24 protein-coding genes are annotated in these 21064 nt (G+C 67.5%); 13 read left to right on the forward strand and 11 right to left on the reverse strand.

All coding sequences use genetic code 11. The annotated features are described in order from the left end of the window. Window positions 1-9 precede the first annotated feature (9 nt). Window positions 10-2175, reverse strand: a complete 2166-nt coding sequence (lonB, locus tag NO876_RS09965) for an ATP-dependent protease LonB (RefSeq protein WP_256421532.1) — start codon at window positions 2173-2175, stop codon at window positions 10-12. 166 nt (window positions 2176-2341) lie between these two features. Here lonB and NO876_RS09970 point away from each other — a divergent pair, with 166 nt between their 5' ends. Both NO876_RS09970 and NO876_RS09975 read left to right on the forward strand, forming a co-directional pair. Continuing rightward, window positions 2342-2875, forward strand: coding sequence for a nicotinamide-nucleotide adenylyltransferase (locus NO876_RS09970; RefSeq protein ID WP_256421533.1), 534 nt, complete (start codon window positions 2342-2344; stop codon window positions 2873-2875). 14 nt (window positions 2876-2889) lie between these two features. Further along, entirely contained in the window at window positions 2890-3699 is an 810-nt protein-coding gene (locus tag NO876_RS09975; RefSeq protein ID WP_256421534.1) for an SAM hydrolase/SAM-dependent halogenase family protein, read from the forward strand. Window positions 3700-3741: 42 nt separating this feature from the next. On the opposite strand, the gene thsA is transcribed toward NO876_RS09975, so the two are convergent. Next, on the reverse strand, window positions 3742-5310 hold the full coding sequence (thsA, locus tag NO876_RS09980; RefSeq protein WP_256421535.1) for a thermosome subunit alpha: 1569 nt from the start codon (window positions 5308-5310) through the stop codon (window positions 3742-3744). A gap of 263 nt (window positions 5311-5573) precedes the next feature. Between thsA and NO876_RS09985 the strand changes: the two genes are divergently transcribed. Next, window positions 5574-6404: an amidohydrolase family protein gene (locus tag NO876_RS09985; RefSeq protein ID WP_256421536.1), complete on the forward strand. Its 831-nt coding sequence runs from the start codon at window positions 5574-5576 to the stop codon at window positions 6402-6404. Window positions 6405-6506: 102 nt separating this feature from the next. Here NO876_RS09985 and NO876_RS09990 read toward each other — a convergent pair whose 3' ends face one another. Together NO876_RS09990 and NO876_RS09995 are read right to left on the reverse strand one after the other, a co-directional pair. Further along, window positions 6507-7409, reverse strand: coding sequence for a glycosyltransferase family 2 protein (locus NO876_RS09990; RefSeq protein WP_256421537.1), 903 nt, complete (start codon window positions 7407-7409; stop codon window positions 6507-6509). Between the two features lie 99 nt (window positions 7410-7508). Then, window positions 7509-8228 carry a class I SAM-dependent methyltransferase gene (locus NO876_RS09995; protein WP_256421538.1) on the reverse strand — a complete coding sequence of 240 codons (720 nt, stop codon included), beginning with the start codon at window positions 8226-8228 and terminating at the stop codon, window positions 7509-7511. A 194-nt stretch (window positions 8229-8422) separates the two neighbouring features. On the opposite strand from NO876_RS09995, the gene NO876_RS10000 reads away from it, so the two are divergent. The 5 genes from NO876_RS10000 (at window position 8423) to NO876_RS10020 (ending at window position 11495) form a co-directional block, all read left to right on the forward strand. After that, entirely contained in the window at window positions 8423-8695 is a 273-nt protein-coding gene (locus NO876_RS10000) for a MarR family transcriptional regulator (RefSeq protein ID WP_256421539.1), read from the forward strand. Window positions 8696-8818: 123 nt separating this feature from the next. Continuing rightward, window positions 8819-9622, forward strand: coding sequence for an MBL fold metallo-hydrolase (locus tag NO876_RS10005; protein WP_425601465.1), 804 nt, complete (start codon window positions 8819-8821; stop codon window positions 9620-9622). A 64-nt stretch (window positions 9623-9686) separates the two neighbouring features. Then, the gene (locus NO876_RS10010; RefSeq protein ID WP_256421540.1) at window positions 9687-10508 is read left to right on the forward strand and encodes a YkgJ family cysteine cluster protein; all 822 of its coding nucleotides are present in this window, start codon (window positions 9687-9689) and stop codon (window positions 10506-10508) included. Window positions 10509-10582: 74 nt separating this feature from the next. Beyond that, window positions 10583-10972 carry a hypothetical protein gene (locus NO876_RS10015; RefSeq protein WP_256421541.1) on the forward strand — a complete coding sequence of 130 codons (390 nt, stop codon included), beginning with the start codon at window positions 10583-10585 and terminating at the stop codon, window positions 10970-10972. A 70-nt stretch (window positions 10973-11042) separates the two neighbouring features. Then, the gene (locus NO876_RS10020) at window positions 11043-11495 is read left to right on the forward strand and encodes a TIGR00725 family protein (RefSeq protein WP_256421542.1); all 453 of its coding nucleotides are present in this window, start codon (window positions 11043-11045) and stop codon (window positions 11493-11495) included. Window positions 11496-11517: 22 nt separating this feature from the next. On the opposite strand, the gene dph2 is transcribed toward NO876_RS10020, so the two are convergent. The 4 genes from dph2 to NO876_RS10040 all read right to left on the reverse strand — a co-directional run bounded on the left by dph2 (window position 11518) and on the right by NO876_RS10040 (window position 15368). After that, entirely contained in the window at window positions 11518-12552 is a 1035-nt protein-coding gene (gene dph2 / locus NO876_RS10025; RefSeq protein ID WP_256421543.1) for a diphthamide biosynthesis enzyme Dph2, read from the reverse strand. A 429-nt stretch (window positions 12553-12981) separates the two neighbouring features. Continuing rightward, window positions 12982-13212 (reverse strand): hypothetical protein, encoded by a 231-nt coding sequence (locus NO876_RS10030; RefSeq protein WP_256421544.1) that lies wholly within the window; start codon window positions 13210-13212, stop codon window positions 12982-12984. Between the two features lie 120 nt (window positions 13213-13332). Next, the gene (locus tag NO876_RS10035) at window positions 13333-14577 is read right to left on the reverse strand and encodes a DCC1-like thiol-disulfide oxidoreductase family protein (protein WP_256421545.1); all 1245 of its coding nucleotides are present in this window, start codon (window positions 14575-14577) and stop codon (window positions 13333-13335) included. Further along, window positions 14577-15368: a hypothetical protein gene (locus NO876_RS10040; RefSeq protein ID WP_256421546.1), complete on the reverse strand. Its 792-nt coding sequence runs from the start codon at window positions 15366-15368 to the stop codon at window positions 14577-14579. The genes NO876_RS10035 and NO876_RS10040 overlap by 1 nt, the downstream gene beginning before the upstream one ends. Before the next feature lie 242 nt (window positions 15369-15610). Between NO876_RS10040 and NO876_RS10045 the strand changes: the two genes are divergently transcribed. From NO876_RS10045 to NO876_RS10055, 3 genes are all read left to right on the forward strand, one after another. After that, the gene (locus NO876_RS10045; protein WP_256421547.1) at window positions 15611-15985 is read left to right on the forward strand and encodes a YlbF/YmcA family competence regulator; all 375 of its coding nucleotides are present in this window, start codon (window positions 15611-15613) and stop codon (window positions 15983-15985) included. 102 nt (window positions 15986-16087) lie between these two features. Next, window positions 16088-16837, forward strand: coding sequence for a MinD/ParA family ATP-binding protein (locus tag NO876_RS10050; RefSeq protein WP_256421548.1), 750 nt, complete (start codon window positions 16088-16090; stop codon window positions 16835-16837). Window positions 16838-16862: 25 nt separating this feature from the next. Further along, window positions 16863-17489 (forward strand): DUF7125 family protein, encoded by a 627-nt coding sequence (locus NO876_RS10055; RefSeq protein ID WP_256421549.1) that lies wholly within the window; start codon window positions 16863-16865, stop codon window positions 17487-17489. 33 nt (window positions 17490-17522) lie between these two features. On the opposite strand, the gene NO876_RS18190 is transcribed toward NO876_RS10055, so the two are convergent. Genes NO876_RS18190 through NO876_RS10070 form a run of 3 tightly spaced genes read right to left on the reverse strand, consistent with a single transcriptional unit; the run spans window position 17523 to window position 18959 of the window. After that, a complete protein-coding gene (locus tag NO876_RS18190; RefSeq protein ID WP_486606390.1) occupies window positions 17523-17804 on the reverse strand; it encodes a DUF8049 family protein in 282 nt (93 codons plus the stop codon). Next, window positions 17710-17955 (reverse strand): hypothetical protein, encoded by a 246-nt coding sequence (locus NO876_RS10065; RefSeq protein WP_256421551.1) that lies wholly within the window; start codon window positions 17953-17955, stop codon window positions 17710-17712. Before NO876_RS10065 ends, NO876_RS18190 begins: the two co-directional genes overlap by 95 nt. 32 nt (window positions 17956-17987) lie before the next feature. Next, window positions 17988-18959 carry an FKBP-type peptidyl-prolyl cis-trans isomerase gene (locus tag NO876_RS10070; protein WP_256421552.1) on the reverse strand — a complete coding sequence of 324 codons (972 nt, stop codon included), beginning with the start codon at window positions 18957-18959 and terminating at the stop codon, window positions 17988-17990. A 146-nt stretch (window positions 18960-19105) separates the two neighbouring features. Between NO876_RS10070 and cyaB the strand changes: the two genes are divergently transcribed. Further along, window positions 19106-19708, forward strand: a complete 603-nt coding sequence (gene cyaB / locus NO876_RS10075) for a class IV adenylate cyclase (protein ID WP_256421553.1) — start codon at window positions 19106-19108, stop codon at window positions 19706-19708. 92 nt (window positions 19709-19800) lie between these two features. Continuing rightward, the gene (locus NO876_RS10080) at window positions 19801-21006 is read left to right on the forward strand and encodes a methionine adenosyltransferase (protein WP_256421554.1); all 1206 of its coding nucleotides are present in this window, start codon (window positions 19801-19803) and stop codon (window positions 21004-21006) included. Window positions 21007-21064: the final 58 nt, after the last annotated feature.

Genomic DNA, 21064 nt, shown 5'->3' on the forward strand with positions numbered 1-21064 from the left:
CGGAACGCGTTACTGCGGGCTCGGACTGGACGGCCCCGAGACGCTCTCGCCTTGACCCTGCGAGAGCGCCGAGCCGGTGATGCTCTTGAGGCGGTCGACGAGCGAGTCCTTCTCGGGTTCGCCCTCGAGGGCGATGTCGAGGACCTCGCTGATGTGGCTGACCGGAATGATCTCGACCATCTCCTCGTACTCCTCTTCGATCATCACGTCCTGGAGGTTCGCCGCGGGGATGATGACCCGGGTACAGCCGGATTTCGCGGCGGCCTCGATCTTGTGGGTGACCCCGCCGACCGGGAGCACGTCGCCCCGGACCGAGAGGCTGCCCGTCATCGCGAGCGACTGATCCACGCCCATATTTTCGAGGGCGGAGATGACCGCGGTCGCGACCGTGATCGACGCGGAGTCGCCGTCGACGCCCTGCTGGCCCGCCTGGACGAACTGGATGTGGATGTCCATCTCCGAGATGTTCTCGTCGGAGAACTTCTTGATGATCGCCGAGACGTTCGAGACCGACTCCTGGGCCATCTCCTTCAACTGTCCGGTGGCGATGACCTCACCGGGCCCCTGCGAGGGGGTGACCTCGGCCATCACGGGGAGCATGATCCCCGAGTCCTCGCCCATCACGGCGAGACCGTTGACGCGGCCGACCTCGTACCCCTCCGAGACCTGGAGTTCGTAGTCCTTCCGGCGCTCGATGTAGTCGTCGGCGAGCTGCTGCTCGATCGAGCGGCTGCGGCCCTTCGCCTGCAGGACGTGCTCCCGCGTGACGAAGTCGGCGTCGGCGGAGCGGGCGATGTCGCCCGCGACGCGGACCAGTCCGCCCAGGTTCCGCAGTTTGAGCGTGAGGTGGCCCTTGCGGCCGGCGCGACGCCGCGCCTCGAGGATGACCTCCTCGATGGCCTCCGCGGAGTACTCCGGCAGTCGCCCGTCCTTCGCGACCTCCTGGGCCACGAACCGGGCGTACTTCCGGCGCATCTCGGGGGTGTCCTCGATGGTGTCGTCCATGTACACCTCGTACCCGTAGCCCTTGATCCGCGAGCGCAGGGCCGGGTGCATGTTCTCCATCGCGTCGAGGTTCCCCGCGGCGATCATGATGAAGTCCGTCGGGACGGGCTCGGTCTGGACCATCGCGCCCGAGGAGCGCTCGGACTGGCCCGTGATGTGGAACTCGCCCTCCTGGATCGCCGTCATCAGGTGCTGCTGTGAGCGGATGTCGAGCGTGTTGATCTCGTCGATGAACAGCACGCCCTTGTTCGCCTTGTGGATCGCGCCGGGTTCGACGCGGTCGTGACTCGGCGTCTCCATCCCCCCGGACTGGAACGGGTCGTGACGGACGTCGCCGAGCAGCGCGCCGGCGTGTGCGCCGGTGGCGTCCTCGAACGGGGCCGTCGTCGTCTCGGAGTTGTTGACGATGAGGTTCGGCACCATCGCGTCGCCGCCGCGAGAGCCGTAGCGGAAGGCGAGGTAGATGACACCGGCCGCGAGGATGCCGAGCAGGATCTGCCCGGCGATGATGAACGAGTAGCCGATGACGATGGCGATGATGATCCACATGAGGAACGAGCGCATCTGGTTGCGCTTTCGCGCCTCCTCCTTGTGGGCCTCGACGATCTGCTCGCCTTTCCCCGCCGGGACGGTCCGAACCTTGGGGTTGTTCCCGTCGTCGGGGTTGTGATAGACGAGGACGTCTTGGAGTTCTTCCGGGGGCAGGAGTTCGGACATCGCCTTCGCGAGCATCGATTTGCCCGTCCCGGGCGAGCCGATCATCATCACGTGGCGTCGCTGCTTGGCAGCTTTCATCACCACGTCGCGGGCGTGTTCCTGGCCGATGACCTGATCGACGAGGCGGTCCGGGACGTCGATCTCGCTGGTGGAGTCGATCTTGAGTCCGCCGAGGAGGTCGTCCTCGTCGACGTCCTCTGCGACCTCGGCGTCGACTTCCACGTCGCTGCCGAGGTCGTCGATGGTCCCCTCGCCGGCCCCCTCCGAGTGACCGTTCTGGCTCCCGGGCACGTCGCCGCGCTCGTCGGGTCCGACGGGCCCGTCGGACGGTTCGTCGGCGACGCCGTCGCTGAACCCGTCGCCGTCGTCTGACGGCGGCGACTCGGGCACCTCGTCGGTGACGCCGCCCCCCTCTTCGGGGGCGTTCTCGTCGGTTTCCGTGTCGTTACTCATAGAGTACTTCGCTACTTCAACGGTGGGTCGGACGACTGATATACTTTCTCCTCGCGTGTGCCGGTAGCGCATCTGTGATACCGGCTGTTTCAGCCCGTATAACGCGGGAACGCGGCGGTTATCGGATCTCGGGGTATTTATAAACGACGCGACCGATTGAGGCGGTATGCGGGGGTTCTACATCGGCCGGTTTCAGCCCTACCACGACGGGCACCACCGGATGGTCGAAGAGATCGCGACCGAGGTCGACGAACTCGTCCTCGGGATCGGGTCGGCGGGCGACTCCCACAGCCCGCGGAATCCGTTCACGGCCGGCGAGCGCGTGATGATGGTGACCAAATCCGTCGCCGATCTCGACGTCACCACGTACGCCGTTCCCATCGAGGACCTCGACCGGAACTCGGTGTGGGTGAGCCACGTCCAGAGTATGTCGCCGGCGTTCGACGTCGCCTACTCGAACAACCCGCTCGTCATCCAACTGTTTTCGGAGGCGGGCGTCGAGGTCCGACAGTCGCCGATGTTCAACCGCGACGTCCTCGAGGGCGCGGAACTGCGCGCGCGGATGATCCGCGACGAGGAGTGGCGGCACTTGGTCCCCGACCCCGTCGTCGACGTCGTCGAAGAGACCGACGGGATCGAGCGCATCCAGCGCGTCAGCGACACCGACGCCAACGGGGACGACACCGACGATCCCGAGTGAGGTGACGAAGGGAGATGATCACGCTCGCCTCCGACTTCGGCTCCCCGTACCCGGCCGCGATGAAGGGCGTCGTCCTCCAGCGATCGGACGCCAGACTCGTCGACGTCGCTCACGACCTCCCCCGCCAGGACGTCCGAGCGGCCGCGTTCTGGTGCCGCGAGACACTCCCGTACTTCCCGCCCGCCGTCCACCTGGTCGTCGTCGACCCCGGCGTCGGGACCGACCGGGACGCGCTCGTCGTCCGCGTCGGCGAGCACGCGCTGGTCGCCCCCGACAACGGGGTGTCGCTGCCGGTGGCCCGCGAGATCGCCTCGGAAGTGTCCGAGGCGGCCCCCGACGTCGAGTGCTTCAGATACGACTACGACGACCCCGCGTCCTCGACGTTCCACGGCCGCGACGTCTTCGCGCCCGCCGCCGCCGCGGTCCACGAGGCCGGCGTCGACTCGCTCGAAACGCTCGACGCCGTCTCGCTGGTCGAGTCAGTCGTTCCGGACGGTTCGCCCGAATCGGTCGTCGACTGCCGCTTTCCCGAGCCGACGGTCGATTCCGGCGCCGGGGAGGCCCGCGGCGAAGTCCTCGTCGTCGACGACTTCGGGAACGCGATCACGAACGTCCCGGGGTCGTTCCTGGACGGCCGCGCGGGCGAGATCGTCGAGGTGAACGGCGTCTCCGCGCCCGTCACGACCGCCTTCGCGGACGTCGACGCGGGCGAACGGCTCGTGACCGTCGGCAGCCACGGCTTCGTCGAGTGCGACGTCAACCGCGGACGCGGCGACGAGGCGTTCGGGCTCGCCCCCGGCGACGAGGTCGTCCTCGCCGGGTGAAAAAGTACCAGACCGGCCGCAGCCGATGGTTCTCCCTCCCCGTCAGTTCGCCGCGATGACGTCGTCGATGCGGACGATCATCGTCGCCGCTTCTGTCGCGGCTGTGATCGCTTCGCGCTTCACGGCCGCGGGGTCGAGCACGCCCGCCTCGACCGGGTCACCGATCACGCCGGTGCGGCCCTCCGAGATGATGCCCGCGACGCCCTCGCGGTCGAACGTCGACCGGAGTTCGACGACGGCGTCGATGGGGTCCATCCCGGTGTTCGTCGCGAGCGTTCGCGGGATCGCCTCGATGGCGTCGGCGAACGCCTCGACGGCGAGCTGCTTGCGGCCGCGCACGCCGCCCGCGTTCGAGCGGACGTACTCGGCGATGGCGACCTCGGTCGCGCCCGCGCCGGGGACGACGCCGCCGGCGTCGATGGCGGCGACGGTCACGTCCACGGCGTCGTTGATCGCGCGTTCGAGTTCGTCGACGACGTGTTCGGTCCCGCCGCGGAGCAGGAGGGTGACGGTCTTCGCCGCGTCGCCGCCCTCGACGAAGGTGAGGTCGTCCTCGCCGAAGCGCCGGATCGAGATCCGCTCGGCGCGGCCGAAGTCCGCGTCGTCGAGGTCTTTCACGTCGCCGAGTTGCTTCGAGCCCGTCGCCCGGGCGATGGCGCGGGCGTCGGAAGAACTCACGCTGTCGAACGCGAGGATGCCGTGTCTCGCGAGGCGGTCCGCGACGCGGTCGGCGATCGATTTCGTGCAGAACAGGACGTCGACCCCCGCGTCGGCGAGGGCGTCGGCGTAGCCACTGAGTTCGGCGTCCTCGGCCTCGATGGCCGCTTCGAGCTGGTCTACCGAGGAGATGGTGTACTCGGCGTCGGACTCCCCCTCGCGGATGTCGAGTTCCGTCGTGAGGACGGCGACGGTCGCGTCGTCGACGGACCGGGGCATTCCCTCGCGGACGCGCTCCTCGTCGACGACGACGCCCTCCACTAACTCCGTCGCCGAAGAGGACGCGCCGGTTCGGGTGAGCACGCGGACGTCGTCGGGATCGAAGCGGTCGCTCCCGTCGTGTACCGCCCGCACGGCATCGACGACGTGCCGTGCGAGCGCGTCGGCGGTGACGTCGCCGGTCCCCTTTCCGGTCATCGAGGACTCCGCGACCGACGCCAGGAGGTCGTCGTCCAGCGTGACATCGAGCACCTGCTCGTCGATCGCTTCCTGGGCCAGCCGAGCGGCCTCGTTGTAGCCCTCGACGATCACCGTCGGGTGGAGGTCGTCGTCGAGCAGGTCCTCCGCGTGCGTGAGCAGTTCGCCCGTCAGCACCGACGCCGTCGTGGTCCCGTCGCCGACGCTCTCCTCTTGGGTCTGGGCGACCTCGACGATCATCTGGGCGGCGGGGTGCTCGATGTCCATCTCCGCTAAGATGGTCGCGCCGTCGTTGGTCACGACGACGGTGCCCTGGGAGTCGACCAGCATCTTGTCCATCCCGCGCGGCCCGAGCGTCGTTCGGACGGCGCTCGCGACGGCCTTGCCCGCTCGGATGTTCGAACTCTGGGCGTCGCCGCCGCGGGTCCGCTCGCTGTCACTCGAAAGAACGTACAGGGGCTGCATACGTGTCGACATATCTATGAATCCTCAGCGGGAAAATACGATTGCAGTTCTATATATAGATATTGGTTTATGTGGTGTTAGAGCGACGGAAAAACGATTTAAATCGGTTCGATCTATCTGTGATCGAACCGCACGTATTCCTGTGCTCCATTCGTGACTGATTTCGTATCGTTCTCTGAGGCGTCGAGGTCCGAGACTCGCTCGGAGAGCGCTCCGTCTTCGACTCCCGCCGCCATCGCCAAGGTATATTTACGTCGCCGCGACAGTCTTCGACGATGCTCGAGTTGAACCACGGGTTCAGGGTCGTCGACCTCCACGCGCGACTCGATCCGAGCGACGAGGCGGAGGTCGCCAGCCGGGGCCGTGAGACGACGCCCGAGGCCCTCGAACGTGAACTCCACCAGGCAGGGGTGGTGCGGGCGGTCGTCTCCCCGGGGGAGCGACCCGGGGGCGAGGGGTACCTCCGCGCCAACAACGCGGTCGCCCGGCTGAGCGTCGACCGGCCCTTCCTCGCGTTCGCGCGGATCGACGGGCCGCGCGACCCCGGTTCCCGGGCGTCGTCGCGGCTTCGAAACCTCACCGCGTCCCGGAAGGACCACCACGTCAGCCCCGAGGACGTCGAGCAGTACGCCTACGACGACCGGTTCCACGGGTTCACGCTCGCGCCCGACAGGGACGGCCTCCCGGACGAGGAGACGCTGGACGAACTGGGTGACGTCGAACTGCCGCTCGTCGTCCGTGCCGGCCGCGCGTTTCCCCCTTCGGCGGTCGAAGAGACGCTCCTCGATCGCGGCTTTCCCGTGGTGCTCGCCGGGTTCGGCGGTTACCCGCTCGATCGGGAACTGATGTCGACCGCCATCGACCTCCTCGGCGACCACGATCACCTGTATCTCGACACCCGTTACGTCCGCTTTCGAAGCGTTTTGGAACGGGCGCTCCTGGAGCATCCCGACCGAGTCCTGTTCGGGAGCGGTGCCCCGGAGACCCACCCCAACGTCGGCGTGATGGAGATTCTGACCCTCGACGTCTCCGAGGACGCGATGCGGCGGGCGTTCTCCTCGAACGCCTCGCGGATCGTTCCCGGTCTCTCGCCCGGCGAGACGTAGCCGGGACTCGGCGTCGTTTCGTCTCCCCTCCGCTCACCGCGGCGTCGTTCGGCTACTCACCGACGTGTCATCCGCACGCTCACCGACGTGTCATCCGCACGCTCACCGACGGTCGTACTTCGCGACCGCCCGGTCGGCCCGCTTCGAGCAGCCGTGGGGGTTGCGCGCGGGCGTCCGATCGCGCGCTCGGGCGACCAGACCGTCCGACCACCCCGTCGCGATCCCGACGACGACGTCCCGTCCGTTCCCGAACCACCCCGTCGGTGACGTGTCGCCGGCGACGACGTCCCGGGCGGCGGAGACGGCGTCCGATCCCGCGTGCGAGGCGATACGGCGGAAGACCGTCGGACGGACCCCGTAGTTCTTCACGAGCCGGTAGGCGAGCGCGCGGTACTTCCACTCGTGGTCCCGTTCGTCGACCCCACCGTCGGCCTCGTACTCCGTGCGGACGCACAGTTCCGACTCCCAGGCGACGTCGTGTCCGAGCCCCGCCAGGCGGTGTGCGGCGTCGCGAGCGCCGCCGGTTTCGAGGTACTCGTCGAACCCGTCGAGGTCGTCCAGGGCCTCGGCGCGTAACGCGACGTTGCCGCCGTTGAAGTACGTGACCTCGCGGTTTCGGATCGTGCGCGTCTCCGGCGCCGTCGTCGTCATTCCCGCCGGCAGCGTCTCGTGGACCGGCCCCGTCACGACCGGCGCGCGTTCGATGCCCGCCTCGATGGCGTCCGTCCAGGTCTCCTCGATCGCGAGGTCGTGGCGCAGAAAGGCGACCACGTCGCCCGAGGCGGCGTGGATTCCCGCGTTTCGGGAGACGTTCAGCGTCCGGTCTGACACCTCCACGAGCACGTCGACGTCGTCTCGGTCGCGGACCATTCCGGTCGTCCCGTCCGCCGAGGGGCCGTTGACGACGACGACCTCGGCGTCGGGCGCGTTCGCGGCCAGCACGTCCAGGGTGGCCGCGAGGTGATCCCGTCTGTTCAGTGTCGGGATCACTACCGAGAGCTCCATACCTATGGGTTGCGATACGCGAACTTAAATGTCGCACCTCGGGGCGGGTCCCTCCCGAGGCGGCGTCCCGCCACTCCCCGCGACGCCGGCGGCGCGTCGCTACAGCCCGCCGTCTTCGACGGCCGCGGTCCAGTAGGAGACCGACGCGAGCGCGTCTCCGAGCGCGGTCTCTCCGAGGGCGGTGTCGATATCGCGGAACTCCTGGGCGATCCCGTTGGGGATCTTCCGGTAGAAGCCGTAGGGAAGCAGGAAGTCGTGTTCGCCGTTCAGCAGCCGCAGACCGGCCCCGTCGAGGAGCCGCTTCACCTGCGAGGCGGAGTACAGGTGCGACCCCATCGGGAGGAGCCAGTTGTAGACGACGCGGGCGCTGCGTTCGTTGAACGTGTCGAAGAAGACGAGGTTCTTCGAGACGCGGGCCATCTCCGCCATAAACTTCGCGGGGGTGTCCGCGAGGTGGAAGAACCGCATCGCGAAGACGGCGTCGAAGTGGTCGTCGGGGAAGGGAAGGCGCGCGGCGTCGCCGCGGAGGAACTCGATGTGATCCGCGACGCCCGCCCGTCGGGCCTTCTCACGCCCCTGGGCCAACATCGCGTCGGAGATGTCGAGACCGACGATGTTCGCGCCTCGTTCGGCCAGCATCGCCGTGAACCGCCCCGTCCCGCAGGCGATTTCGAGGACGTCTTTCCCCTCGACGGGCCCGATGGCCTCGACGACGGCCCGCTTCTCGCGGTCGTCGATGAGTCTCCCGCCCCGCGAGAACCGCTTCGAGTCGTACTCCTCGGCGACGTCGTCGGCCTGGTACCACTCCTTTCCTTTCACGCTATCATCCAGTGCTCGCTCGTGGACTAAAACCGTACTGGAAGCGCGCCGGTACGACGGACCGATACACCGGTCGGACGTCGGCCTCGTCGTCCTGAGAGTCCGCAGCCATCCTTGTATGTGTATAAGGTCTACGGATTGTATTGTCACACTTGTAGGCAACCTTTACCAAGAGTGCAACATTTGCTCTCCGTATGAGCACCAGTACCGCAGAACTCGACGGCGACGACCTCCTCTCGGAGTCGGAGTACCGGGACCGCCTCCGCGAACTCCCGCCGAGCGCGAAACTCGTCGCGAAAGTACTCGAGGGCGACGCGCCGCTCTCACAGGGCCAGCTCGCCGAGGAATCGCTGCTGCCGGATCGGACCGTTCGCTACGCCCTCAACCGCCTCGAAGACGCCGAACTCGTGGGGTCCCGATACAGCTTCAAGGACGCCCGCAAGCAGGTCTACTACCTCAACACCTAGGCGTCTCCGACACCCGTCGCCGCATCCAGCCAGCGGAGCGGCTCCGACTCTGACGTGTTTTCACGGCTGTCAACGCGTTCGCCCTGACGCCAGCGTTTTCTGCTCTCGAACGACGATACGACTGTGACCGCTACGCCGCCGAACGCGCCGCCGATCCGACGCGTCCCGATATCGGTCGACGCCCCCGTCCCGACGGGCTCGACGAACGCCTACGTCGTTGGCGACGATCCCGCACTGCTCGTCGATCCGCAGCGGCGGACCGAGGCGCTCGACGACGCCGTCGCCGCCGTATCCATCGAACACATCACCGTCACCCACGCTCACCCGGACCACGTGGGTGCCGTCGAGACGTACGCAGAGGAGACGGGCGCGACCGTCTGGTGCCGCCGCGGTCGCGAGGCCCGCTTCGCCGACGCGACCGGCGTCGCTCCCGACCGGACGTTCGTCGAGGGCACCGACCTCCCCGTCGGCGACGGCGTCGGCGTCATCGACACTCCCGGTCACGCGCCGGACCACGTCGCCTTCGAGACGGACGCCGGGACCCTCTGCGGCGACGTCGCGATCGCCGAGGGCAGCGTCGCCGTCGCCGCCCCCGAGGGCGACGTTCGAGCCTATCTCGTCGCGCTCCGACGCCTCTACGCCCGGAACCCGCCGCGCCTCTTTCCGGGGCACGGACGAGTCATCGAGGACCCGCGAGCCGTCTGCGAACGCCTGCTCCGACGTCGACTCGATCGCGAACGGGACGCGCTCGCGGCCGTCGCGGCCGGCGCTCGCGACGTCGACGCCGTCCTCGAGGCCGTCTACGATCGGGACCTCTCCGGCGTCCGCGGGTTCGCGCGGGCGACGATCGTCGCCCACCTGGAGAAACTCGACGCCGAGCGTCGCGTGCGCTTCGACCGCGAGGCGGAGACGGTCGAACCATTTTGAGTGGAAACCGTCCGACGACTCCCCGACCGAGAGGCCTTTGTCCGCGCCGACCCGACGACGACCCGTGAACGACGCTCCGTCGCTCGAAACCGAACTCGAACGCGCCCGCGACCTCTCGGTGTCGGAACTGGCCGACGCCATCGAGTCGATCGGCTTCGAGTGCACGCGCTGCGGCGCGTGCTGCAAGGGCCACGAGCGCGAGGACGGAGAGGGAACGGAACCGCACACGGCGACGGTCTTCCCGGACGAGGTGCGGCGGTTGCAGTCAGTCGCTGCCGACGCGGACGGCCGGCGGCGGGAGAGCGAACCTGACGGTTCCGGCGCCGAAAACGGGAGCAAGTCCGCCGAGCGCTACGACTGGCGGGACGTGGCCCGCCCGATGCCGTACGGGGTCGTCGACGGAGCGGACGGCCCCGAGGGCGAGACGTTCGAGTGGGCGCTCCAGACCGACGCCTGCGGCGACTGCGTCTTCTACGAGGAGGTCGGCGAGCGGGGGGACGGCACCGCCAAAGGGGCCTGTCAGGTCCACGAGGACCGGCCGCTGATCTGTGAGACGTACCCCTTCAGCGTCGCGCTCGGCGGGACCAGCCAGCCGATGGGCGAGGCCGTCGACGAGGCGGGAATGGTTCGCGCGCACGAGTGCGAGGGGCTCGGCCGCGACATCTCCCGCGCGGACGCCGAGGAACTGGCGGCCGCGCTCAAGGAACGCGCTATCCGGGAGTTGGAGGAGGCGATCGGCGTCCGCGACAACTACGAACCGGTCGATGTCGACGGCGTGGTCGTCTACGACTCCGAGGGGCCGAAGCGGCCGGACGGGACGGCGATTCTGGACGGGACATCGATTCGGGACGGGAGCGCGGACGACGACGGTCGGCGGGACGCGTGACCTCGCCGTCGACACGCTCGACCACCGACGTCGGGTGCGAGCCTTCTTGATGGTCCTCTCCCAAGCGAGCGATAATGACGGCTGATCTCATCGAACGGATCGAGAGCGCGACCGAGGGCGACGTGGTGCGGGTCACGCTGGCGGCGGGCTCGGCCACCGTCGGCGGCGTCGAACTCGAATCGCCGATCGTCACCCGGGTGTCGGCGGTGAGCGAGGAGACGGTGGACGCGCGCGAGAAGGACGTCGACATCGACGGGATCGTCGACCGGCGGATCGTCCACCTGGCCCCGCTCCGCGACGACGACCGGCACGACGCCTACGTCCTCGAAACGCGGAGCCCGGTGGTCGGCGAGGAGACCCTGTTACCGCTCCGGGCGCGTCCCAGATCGGGGTGCGGTCCGGCCGAGGACCTGGAGGCGCTCCCCGAGATCGGCGAGGTCGAAGCGGTCGAGATCCGTTCGTAGAGGTGAACAGACCGCTGTTCGGTCTGTTGAAAGCCGAAACCACTACCGTCTCTCCGGGCGAGCGTCCGCTATGCGAGTCAGCGTGATCGGCGGCAGCACAATACGTCGGGCGGAAGCCGAAACGGCCGAGGAACTGGGACGGGTCCTGGCTCGGCGAGACCACACGGTCGTCTGCGGCGGCCTCGGAGGGGTGATGGAGGCCGTCTGCCGCGGCGCGTCCGAGGCGGGCGGACACACGATCGGGATCCTCCCCACGGACCGCCGCGCGGACGCGAACGAGTACGTCGAGGAGGCGATCGCGACCGGACTGGGCCACGCGCGCAACGCGCTCGTGGTGATGAACGGCGACGCGGTCGTCGCGGTCGACGGCGGCGGCGGGACGCTGTCGGAACTCGGCTACGCGTCGGTCTACGACCGGCCGACCGCGGGACTCGGAACGCACGACGCGGCGCACGTGGAGGCCGTCCAGACGGTCGAGAAGGCGGTCGAATACGTCGAGTCGGCTGTCTCGGGAGAACGCTAGCGAGACGGTCGATCGCGGCTCCCTACCAGGTGCCGTGGAACGTGTCGAACGACAGCGAGTCGAGCGGCTCGTCGCCGACGGCGATCCGGTACTCGCCGGGCGTGAGCATCGGCTTGTGGAACTGCGGCCCGTCGTCGGTCGTGATCCGGGGACAGCCGGTGTTGACGAACGCGTCCATGGCGAAGTTTCGGAGCCGATCCGGCGTCACCTCGTCCATCGTGATCAGGTACGCGTCGTCGTTGTCCTCGATGATCTCCTCGGCGATCTCCATCCGGCCCTGGCCGATCTTCGTACAGAAGATGACGCCCCACTTCTCGGCGTCCATCGCGCGGTGGACCGCGCCGTAGCGCTGCTTCATGAACTTCTCCGTGTCCGCGACGGTCACGACGTTGTTGACGGGGTCGGCGATGAGCACCTTCTTTTCGGGATGTTCCATCGCGAGGCCGAGCGGGTGGAACTTCCCGCCGCCGACGTACAGCACCTGGTCGGCGTCGATGTCGGCGGAGGCGTAGTTGCAGCCGAGGACCTGCCCCTCGTAGGTCAGGCGGTCGTCGCCCCGGCGGGTGTGGACGTCGAAGCCGCGCTCCTCCAGCCACTCGACCATCTCGCCGAAGCGGTTCATGTGCTGGGCGGTCGTGACGAGGCCGACCTCCTCCTCGGGGAGTTCGTCGACGGCCTCCTCTAAGATCGGGAACGGATCGACGTTCGAGAAGAGGGGGACGTAGATGATCTTCTCCGATTCCTTCATCGGCGAGTGCCCGAAGTGGACGAACACGTCAGTCCGCCGCATCAGATAGGTGTCGAGGTCGCACGCGCCGTAGCAGGGCTGCCCCGAGAGCATGAACGTCACGTCGTCGCCGCACAGCTCCCGGAGGTCGTCGGCGACGGCCGGGCCGCGGCGCTTCAGCCCCTCGGGGAACTGGAGGCCGACGCGGTTCGCGTCGCGCTCTTCGATCTCCTCGACGATCCGGTCCAGTTCGTAGTCCCACTCGCGGTCGTGCCGTAGCGACATTCCGGTGTTGCGGAGGTCTCCCTCGGTGGCGGCGTCCTGGCTCATTGCACCGACCTTGCGGGGCGGGAGGCATAACGTCGGCGGTTGCAAGACACTCTCGATACCGGTCTCAGGGGCCGTGCGTACCAGTCGCAGACGCCGTGATGATATATGCCACAGCTGGGCGTAGGTACTCGGTATGCCGTCCGACGCACAGGACCACAAAGGCGAGGGGGAACCGACCGAGTGCCCCGAGTGCGGGGCGGTGAGAGAGGAATCGGAGAGCCTCGGATCGGAGTGGGTGTCGGGACTCCGCGCCGGCCCACGGTCGGTGTACCTGTACCGCACGTTGAAGGACGACCTCTGGCTGTACAAGAACTGTCGCGCGACGCTCGGCGTGAGGTTGCGAGCGCCATCCGACGCACACGGGCCCGCAGGCGTCGTCGTTCCGTTCGCCGTCGTTCGTTTCTCTCCGTCGTCACGCTCTGGTTCGCTTCAGCCGCCGTCCCGCTCTCGTCCGTCGGCCCCGGTCGTCGCCGATTCGTCACCGAGCGTCGGCGTCGCGGTGACGGCGCGGTTTCGGGTCGCGAGCGCCTCGACGTCCGGCACGCCCGACGCCGAGACGTCGGGGGAAGCCGTCCGCTCGGCGCGGCCACAGCGGCCAACAGCCGACGCCGGACTGTCTGGCGAGGGCCGGTCCGTTCCGGGAGCTGTTCGTCCAGTCACCGGTCGATCGCGCGCACCGCGAAGAGTCACGCAGAAGCCCCGTCGAGTGCGAGTCCGTTCTCCGCGCGCCGATACCGGGCAGGCGAGCCGAGGGCCGTCAGCGGACGCCGAGAGAGGCGGTCACTCCAACTCCGCGGGACGACAGGCGAAGTGCCGGCTGCGGTTGTCCGCGACATAGCGGTAGACCCGGCGTCCGACCGACCGAGCCGGGGGGAGCCCCATCACCCACACGAGCGGGGAGAACAGCCGGTTCTGACGGAGCAGTTCGCGGAACGCCTCGTAGCCCTCGTAGCCGCTCTGCCCGTCGAAGACGTACATCGCCCGTCCGAGGTCGACTTCGGAGCGCTCGGTGCACGCGTCGGGCGCGTCGTACTGCGAGTAGAACGTCACGGTGCCGTCGATATCGAGGAGCTTGAACGGGTAGAGCGACCGAGCGCAGAACAGGCAGTGTTCGTCGAAGACGAGGTCTATCTCCCGGTCGAGGGCGAGGCGTCGATAGGCGCCGTCGAAGGCGGCGAACACCGCCAAGAAAAATAGATTGTCGACGAAGAATATCCCCAGCAACACCACGTTCGACAGCGTGAAGAGCACCAGCCCGACGACGAACGGCGTTATCGAGACGCCGACGAGCACCGCGACGAGGAACCCGAACTCGAGGACGAGCGTCCCGATACCGCCGAGGACGCCGAGGAAGGGGTGTTCGACGAGGAGTAACGGGATGTCGTTCCAGGGGTAGACGTACGTGCGCAGAAAGACGAGCCGTGACAGGTTGTCGGGCGCGACGAACCCGGGCCCCCCGCCGTCGACGACCTTGCTGGCTCCGGTGCTGAAGAACAGAATCGCGAGGGTGAGAAGCGAGTATTTCATCGCCGACATTCGGTACGAGCGGTCCTCGTCCGACTTCAGTCGAGCGACGAGCGAATCGAGAGACTGCGACCGCGCCTTCCGAAGACCGTCGACGGAGAGCACGTCGTCCTCGGGATACAGCGCGATGAACACCAGAAACGCCGACCCGATGAACAGGCTGTTGACCTCGCCGGAACTGACCACGGTCCCTCGGATGACCCCCAGATGGGCGGCCAGAGCCGCGCTCACTAGAGCGGTAACGCGAATCCGATAGCCCACGATCACCAACAGGACGAATCCGATCAGGAGCCACTTCTCGACGGTCAGAATCCACGGTATGGAGAGCGGAATCAGCGGGTCGAACTCGTCGTGCGCCATCGCCCGGGAGACCCCCGAGAGCAGGAGAGGCCAGTCGTAGAACACCGTCTTCCACGCCAGCCAGACGCCGAGCACCCACCGCGCGACCGCGAGATTGATCGGCGACGACCTGCGGTCGTCGTCGAAGTAGTTGGCGAACATCAGTAAGCCGCCTCCGGTGACGGAGACGGTATCCCGAGCGAGAGACTGATAGGCTCGCGTTCACCCGTCCGATTCATCTGCGTCGTCGGCATCGAACCGTTACGCGAAGGTATCGCTTCCTCGTCGGCCAGCGGGAACGCCTCGAAGACGACGTCCTCCTCGTAGCGGACGACTTCGGTTCCGTCTTCCGACGTGACGAACGTCATCTCGTACACCCTGACGCCGACGAACCGCTCGTGTCCGTCGAGCAGTTCCGGCGTCCACACGCTCGTCAGTCCGTGGCTCGGGAACCTCGCGAGGCCCTCGGCGTCACCCCGTTCGACCGCCTCACGGTACTCGGTGGCCCGATCGAGCAGAAGCCGCGCGGTGGTCTCGTTCTCCGTGGTGTTCTGTCCGCGGCGCATGTGCTTGATCAGTCGCGTCGTGGCCACCGAGTCGAACGCGAGCGTCATCTTGTCATCCATCTTCAATTCGTGGCCCGACTCGTCGACGAGACGTATCTCCTGATACGTCTCCACCTCGGCGGTCGGCTGAGAGAAGTGTCCCCACGAGACGAAGGGCGGCGGCGCCATCGGGAGGACGGAATTGGACAGTATCAGTCCGACGAAGAAGCACGCGACGAACAGCCGGCGAGCGTACCACCGGTCCGAGAGAACCGCGGCGACGGCGGCCCCGACGAAGAACACGACGAGGAATCCCGGCAGGATGAGCGTCGCGTACGGGCGGAGAGCTGTCACCAACTGTTCCGAGAAGCTCAGGAGGACAATCGGTGCAACTGCGGAAACGCTCATCTCATCACCACGCCGATACTCGGCTGAGAATCGCTTCTACAGGAATTCATATATTTATGCGTGAATGTCGAGTGTGATATATTGTATATTTGCTATTTAACGTGCATATAGTGGGCGTTTAATCGCGTCTCACGCGACAAATGGGCCGCAGGATCACGCGACAAATGGGCCGCAGGAGAGGGACGCGGCGGGCGATGGGGCCTCCGGCAGGTTCAAACGAATCGACTCCCAAACGCGAGACGATGAGCGTCCAGAAAGATCGGCTCGAAGCACTCGGTCGCGAACTCGGCGAGGCGATCGCCGAGACGCCGGAGTACGAGGCGTTCGAGGAGACGAAGGCGGCCGTCGAGGCCGACGACGACGTCCAAGAACAGATCTCGACGTTCCAGGAGCGTCGCGATCACTACATGCACGCCCGACAGATGGGGAACGCCACGGAGGAGAACCTCCGAAAGGTCCAGGAGGCCCAGGAGGAACTGCACTCGATGCCGAAGATGGCCTCCTACCTCGACGCGCAGGAGGAACTCCAAGAGCGACTCGAAGCCGTCAACGAGGCGATCTCGGAACCGCTGGCGGTCGACTTCGGCGACGAGGCCGGCGGCTGCTGTCACGACTAGCGGCGCGCGGACAGACCCGATTTTGATTTTCGTCGACTCCGCTCGACCGCGACTGCCGAGAGCGTCCGAGCGTTCAAATACGAGGACGGGACCACGAGGGCTATGCTCGCGATCGCCGGCGGCAAGGGAGGCAGCGGAAAGACGACCACGACGCTCGGGCTGGCACGGGCGGTCGACGGCCCGACGCTCGCTGTCGACGCCGACTGCGACCTCCCGAACCTCCACGCGCTGGCGGGCGTTCCGCGGGCTGCCGCACCGGGTGGCCGCGGTCATCCGGACCCGGCGTCGAGCAGCGGCGACACGCGAATCGTCCCCGCCCCCCGCGACGCTCCCGACGGGATCGGCGGACGCCTGCGTCGGATCCGCGAGCGCGAAGCGGCCCGGTCTCCGGTAGCTGTCGGCGACGACGCGTTCGACGGCCGAGGTGGCAGTAGCGTCGGCGACGAGCGCGCCGGCAGACGCGGTAGCGGCGGCCGATCCGCGGACCACGAAGACGCAGCCGACCCGGTGCCCGTTTTCGTCGACTGCCCCGCCGGTGCGGGACCGGACGCGACAGTCCCGCTGCGCGTCGCAGACGACGTCCTGATCGTCGCGACCCCGTGCGTCGCCGCGCTCCGTGACGCGGCGAAGACGGCCGCGATGGCGCGCGCGGTCGGCACGCCGGTGGTCGGTGCCGTGCTCACGCGGGCCAGACTCGCCCCGCCGGGCGTCGAGGACCTCCTCGAGTGTCGGGTTCTCGGGACCGTCCCTCCGGCGTCGGCCTCCAGGGTCGGCGAACCGCTCCGCGATCCGACCGTCAGCCGCGCGTACGACGAACTCGCCGAGAGACTGACCGATCGACCGAACACCTAAGCCGATCGACTCCGTACCCCTCGCCGTGGCAGACAGGCTCTCGACCGGGGTCAGCGTCCTCGATCGCCAACTCGACGGCGGGATTCCGCCGGGGAGCATCGTGCTCCTCGCGGCCGACCCCGCCAGCCAGTCGGAGCTGTTTCTCTACGAATTGACCGCGGTCCGCGCGTCGCTGTACCTCACGACGATCCGCTCGGACCAGGCAGTAAAGGACGCCATCGACCGCGCGCCCGGTCACGTCGGTGATCCCACCGTCAGGGACGTCGGTGGCAACGCGCCACTGGACACCGCCCATCGGTTCGTCCGGGACCTCCCGGAGGGCGCGAACCTGATCGTCGACGTCGTCGACGTCTTAGAGGAGACCGAGCCCGCCCGCTATCGGCAGTTCCTCAACGAACTGCAGACGCATATGGTCAACACCGGCGGGCTGGCCGTCCTCCACGGGATGAAGGGCGACGCCGAACCCCGCAACCGCGGGTACACGAAACACATGGCGGACGTCGTGTTCGACCTCCACACGAAGATCAAGGGCTCGGAGATCGAGAACCGCCTGGCGGTGCCGAAGTTCCGCGGCGTCCAGCCGCCAGAGGAGACGATCAAGCTCCGGCTGGGCGAGCGCGTCACGGTCGACACGAGCCGCGACATCGCGTAGCCCTCGGATCCGGGCAGAACCCCGTTCGCCAACTCAGGCGACGAACCCGAGGTAACCGAACGTCGCCGGCGTGATCGCGACAGTCAGGAGCGACCAGTTCCCTGGTGTGTCGAGACCACCGAGTTCGAGCCGTTTCGTGACGAGCGAGAGGAAGTTCGGCACCAGCGGTAGCAGCCGCCAGAGGGGACCTCCCGACCGAGCCCGTACTGAAGAAGCACCGTCAGCCCACGGTGCAGGCGGCAGCGACGATCGCCACTCGCAGGTCGTCGGTCGGGAGACCGGTCTCCGGGGCCCGCAGGTCGTCGGTCGGGAGATCGGTCTCCGCGGCCCCTGTTTCGTCTCCCGCATCCGTGCCGGTGGGATCCTCGGTCGTTGCGTCGTCCCGGGCGAACGAAACGCGTTCCGAGGTGCGCCGTGACGTCGGTCTCGGCGGCGCACCTCTCGAACCGATCGTCGGAATCGACACTCGCTTCGGGCGCGGTGCCCGCCTCGGAAGCGTTACTCTTCGAGGTCGGCGTCGAGCTCCTCGGCGAGCTCGTCGGCGTCGACGTCGACGTCTTCGATCGCCTCCTCGATGTCCTCAGCGCCCATTCCGCCGGCACCGCCCATCATTCCGCCCATACCGCCCATCATTCCGCCCATCCCCTCGATGGTCTCCTGGACGATGACGCGGTCGAGGTCGAGGCGGTCCATCACGTCTTGGGCGATCTGCTGCTTCGAGAACATCCACTGCTGGTTCATCGTCATCTGCGGGGTGGCCTCGATGTACAGCGTCTCCTTCTCGACTTCGACGGTCTCGGTTTCGGGTTCGGCGTCCTCCTCCTCGTCGTCCTCGTCGGACTCGACGACCTGCTCTTCCTCGACCGTGTCCGTCTGGATCCAGACCTCGGGGGCCTGCTGGAGGTACATCTCCAGCATGCTGGCGGCCTGCTCCTCGCGGTCGTCGACGAGTTCGAGCACCTCGTACTCGTACTCGAGGTCCTCGCCTGCGAGCGGGTGGTTGAAGTCGACGCGTGCGCGCCCGCTGACGATCGTCACGATCCGGCCCTGGTCGCCGTCGATCTGGACCTGCGCGCCCGGGTAGCGCTCTTCCTCGTCGATCTTGTTGGCGCTGACCGTCCTGACCTGCTCGTCGTCGTACTCGCCGAAGGCCTCTTCGGCGTCGATTTCGACTGTGCCGGAGTCGCCGACCTCCGCGCCGATGAGCGCCTCGTCGACGCTCTCGAAGACGTGGCCGGCGCCGACGACGATGACGCGCGGTTCGAAGTCGTACTCGTCGGTGTCGATCTCGGCCTCTTCGGCCGTCTCCTCGTCGGTGGTGTCGACGACGGTGCCGTCGTCGGTGGTCCGGAGCGTGTAGGCCAGACGGACGAAGTCGTCGTCCTGGATGCCGGAGACGTCTTCTTCGACGTCTTCCGCGTCGGCGTCTGCCTGCGATTCGGCGGCGTCCGCCTGCTGTTCGTCACTCATACGCTGATCATCTCCCGTGCGACCCTTAAGAATCACGTTTCGCCCCGGCGGCGGGTTCGGCGTGTTTTCGCGGCGGTTCCGCGGTCAGTTCGGGATGCACCCTCCGAATCGGACGCTTTTTTTGAGGGGTGACCCGACAGGCCGGTATGATCGAGGTCGAGGTCAAACTCCGTGCGGCCCACGAGGCGGTCCGGGCGGCGCTCGAGGCCGCGGATGCCGAGTCAAAGAAACGACTCACGCAGGTCGATACCTACTACGACGCGCCGCACCGGGACTTCGCCGAAACCGACGAAGCGCTCCGGGTCCGTCGAGAACGGAACCCCCCGTCGTCCGACTCGGGAGCAGAGCCCGCCGGATCCGACGCCCCAGGTGGGCACCGATTCGAGGAGACGGTCAAAGTCACGTACAAGGGGCCGCTGATCGACGCGGAATCGAAGACGCGGGCGGAACACGAGACGGCCGTCGCCGACGGCGACGCCGCGGCGGCCATCTTCGACGGCCTCGGGTTCGAGCAGGCGGCCGTCGTCGAGAAGGAACGGGAGTACTTCGTTCTCGACGGCTACACCGTCACACTCGACCGCGTCGACGGCCTGGGCGAGTTCGTCGAGGTCGAGGCCGAAGCGAGCGAGAGCGCCGACGTGGAGTCCGTCCGCGACGGCGCGTTCGAGGTTCTCCGTCGATTGGGCCTCGATCCGGACGAGCAGATTCGGACCTCGTATCTGGGCCTGCTCCTCGAGGACGCGGAGTGAGCGGGGCGCTCCGATCTGATACTCGGCGGTAATAATAACAGTGGCGAACTTTTCCGCAAGTTATAGAACGGCCGGGCCAGTAGCGTCGGGCAATGACCGAACGGAACATCTCTATCGAGGCAGCAGACCGGACCGCCGTCGAGGACCAGGGGGTCGAAATCGTCGAGCGAAAGGGACTCGGCCACCCCGATTCGATCTGCGACGGAATCGCCGAGGCCGTCTCGCGGTCGCTCTCACAGCTCTATCTCGACCGCGTCGGACGCGTGCTTCACTACAACACCGACGAGACGCAGCTGGTCGCCGGCGAGTCCGCGCCGACGTACGGCGGCGGCGAGGTCGTCGAACCGGTCTACGTGCTCATCGTCGGCCGCGCGACCAAGGAGTACGACGGCGAGCGGCTTCCCGTCGACGCGACCGCGCTCTCTGCCGCCCGCGACTACCTCAACGAGCACATCCCGGAGCTCGACGTCGGCACCGACATCGTCGTCGACACCCGGATCGGCGAGGGTTCGGGCGACCTCCAGGACGTCTTCGGGGAGGACGGCGCGGAGGTCCCGATGTCGAACGACACCTCCTACGGCGTCGGACACGCGCCGCTTACCGAGACCGAGGAGATCGTCCTGACCGTCGAAGAGGAACTCAACGGCCCCTACGCGGCCGACCACCCGGAACTCGGCCCGGACATCAAGGTGATGGGCAAACGCGAGGGCGACCTGATCGACATCACCGTCGCCGCCGCGATGGTCGACGCCTACGTCGAGGACCTAGAGGACTACGACGACGCGGTCGAGCGCGTCCGCGCCCACGTGGGCGACGTCGCCCGCGGGCTGACCGATCGGGAGGTCCGCGTCGAAGTCAACACGGCCGACGACTACGAGTCGGGGTCGATCTACCTGACGGTCACCGGCACCAGCGCGGAGATGGGCGACGACGGCTCCGTCGGCCGGGGCAACCGTGCCAACGGGCTCATCACGCCGAACCGCCCGATGAGTATGGAGGCGACCTCCGGAAAGAACCCCGTCAACCACATCGGAAAGATCTACAACCTCCTCTCGACGGACATCGCCGAGTCCGTCGTCGCCGACGTCGACGGCATCCGCGACCTCCAGATCCGTCTCCTCTCGCAGATCGGCCGCCCGATCGACCAACCGCACGTCGCCGACGCGAAGGTCGTCACCGAAGCGGGCGTCGACCTCGCCGACATCGAACCCGAGATCCGCTCGCAGATCGACGATCGGCTGGCGAACGTCACCGACATCACCCGCCGCGTCATCGACGGCGAGCTTTCGACGTTCTGAAGCCGCTCGCCGCGAAACTGCACGTGTGAGCGGAACGAACGACGCGGACCGCGAGGAC

Origin of the sequence: Halobellus rarus, assembly GCF_024494595.1 — an archaeon.
Lineage (GTDB): Archaea > Halobacteriota > Halobacteria > Halobacteriales > Haloferacaceae > Haloquadratum > Haloquadratum rarum.